This window comes from Blautia ammoniilytica (genome assembly GCF_025566965.1).
GTDB classification, from domain to species: domain Bacteria; phylum Bacillota; class Clostridia; order Lachnospirales; family Lachnospiraceae; genus Blautia_A; species Blautia_A ammoniilytica.
The window spans coordinates 1-1,367 of the sequence record NZ_JAOQJL010000078.1 but is presented as its reverse complement, the minus strand read 5'-3'; the positions used below and the strand labels follow the sequence as shown (position 1 = coordinate 1,367).

Genomic DNA, 1,367 nt, shown 5'->3' with positions numbered 1-1,367 from the left:
AACATCATATAAGATGGCAGGTTGGTGTCTGCTGTCAGAAAGTCAGTCATGTGTTCACCTCCAATCAAAAGGGTTTATTCTCCAAGAAAATCCCAGTCTACATCACTATCTGGCTGTGAATTTTCAGGTGCGGGAAAGGACGCCCTGATTTGGGGCTCCCTTTGCACCATGCCTGCAGTCAGTCCGGAAAGAAAAAGTGGCAATGACTGTTTCAGGCTGAATTCCACTGCATCTACAATTTGTTTCACAAAAAGTTCTTCCCGCTCTCTTGTTTCCAGATAAGGATCAGCCTGTGTGCGGTAGTAGCGGTCAAAATAATCTACCAGTGCAAGAGAGATTACCTGACTGTAAGATTTAAAATCCTGCCTGTCCATCGTCTGTAAATATTCCCAGGCTCTCCGCTGTTGTTCTTTGTCCAGATTAAAGCGCAGGTTTGTGTTGCGGATATTGTTCTGCATGGTTTATCCCCTCCTTTTTTCGTATTGATTGATTCAGCAGGTCGTACCGGTGTGGTACTGCTCTGCTGTGGGATAAGCATACGAAAATCGGAGGAAAAAGGCATTGAGGGGAAATTGAGCTGGAATTGAGAAAAAATAAACTTTTTATTGATAAATAAGTTTAGATACTAACTCTTTTGTCGTTTTGGTTGTTAATTATATTAAAAGTAGAAATATTTTGATAATGAAAGTGTGGGAGAGAAAATGAACAAAAGAAGATACAGCAATCGTAGAAGAAAGAATATTTTACGAGTATTCATTCTTTTAATGGCTATCATAATAACCGTTGTAATGTGGAGAACAATAAAAATCGATGTGCAGGTTGGAGAATTAACATTACCGAAAATTTTGCAGTCAGAAAAGTCCTTTGCAGACACTTCGGGTGAATGGAATCTTATTTTGGTCAATCGAAATCATTATATTCCAGATAATTATCAAGTAGAATTGACAGAATTATCGAATGGTAAAAAAGTAGATTCACGGATTTTTCCAGAATTACAACAAATGTTTAATGATGCAAGAGCTGAGGGGCTGGCACTGTTTGTTAGAGAAGGATATCGAACAACAGAAGAACAACAAAAAATTATGGACGAGAAAATCAATGAATATGAAAAACAAGGATATTCTGCGAAAGAAGCAAAAAAAAGAGCCGAGAAATATGTTGCAATTCCCGATACAAGCGAACACCAATTAGGACTGAGTGTTGATATTAATGCGGATACCGACAAATGTTCTTCTGAAAAAGTATATCAATGGTTAGGCGAAAATGCATATAAATAAGGGCACTGAAAAACTTCCATTTTTTCTTAAGTGGAAGTTTTTCTTTTATATTTTTTCAATTTTTTTTTAGAAAAAGCACAAAAAAGCTAT

At 36.9% G+C, this 1,367-nt stretch carries 2 protein-coding genes; one reads left to right on the top strand and one right to left on the bottom strand.

Features of this window, described 5'->3' with window-relative positions:
- Positions 1-74 precede the first annotated feature (74 nt).
- On the bottom strand, positions 75-458 hold the full coding sequence (locus tag OCV61_RS18405; RefSeq protein WP_118611695.1) for an adenylate cyclase: 384 nt from the start codon (positions 456-458) through the stop codon (positions 75-77).
- Between the two features lie 243 nt (positions 459-701).
- On the opposite strand from OCV61_RS18405, the gene OCV61_RS18400 reads away from it, so the two are divergent.
- On the top strand, positions 702-1,277 hold the full coding sequence (locus OCV61_RS18400) for a M15 family metallopeptidase (protein ID WP_262583444.1): 576 nt from the start codon (positions 702-704) through the stop codon (positions 1,275-1,277).
- The last annotated feature ends 90 nt before the right edge of the window (positions 1,278-1,367 follow it).

Coding starts and splice junctions, on each gene's coding strand:
- OCV61_RS18405 (WP_118611695.1), bottom strand. CDS start 458: ATGCAGAACAATATCCGCAACACAAACCTGCGCTTTAATCTGGACAAA.
- OCV61_RS18400 (WP_262583444.1), top strand. CDS start 702: ATGAACAAAAGAAGATACAGCAATCGTAGAAGAAAGAATATTTTACGA.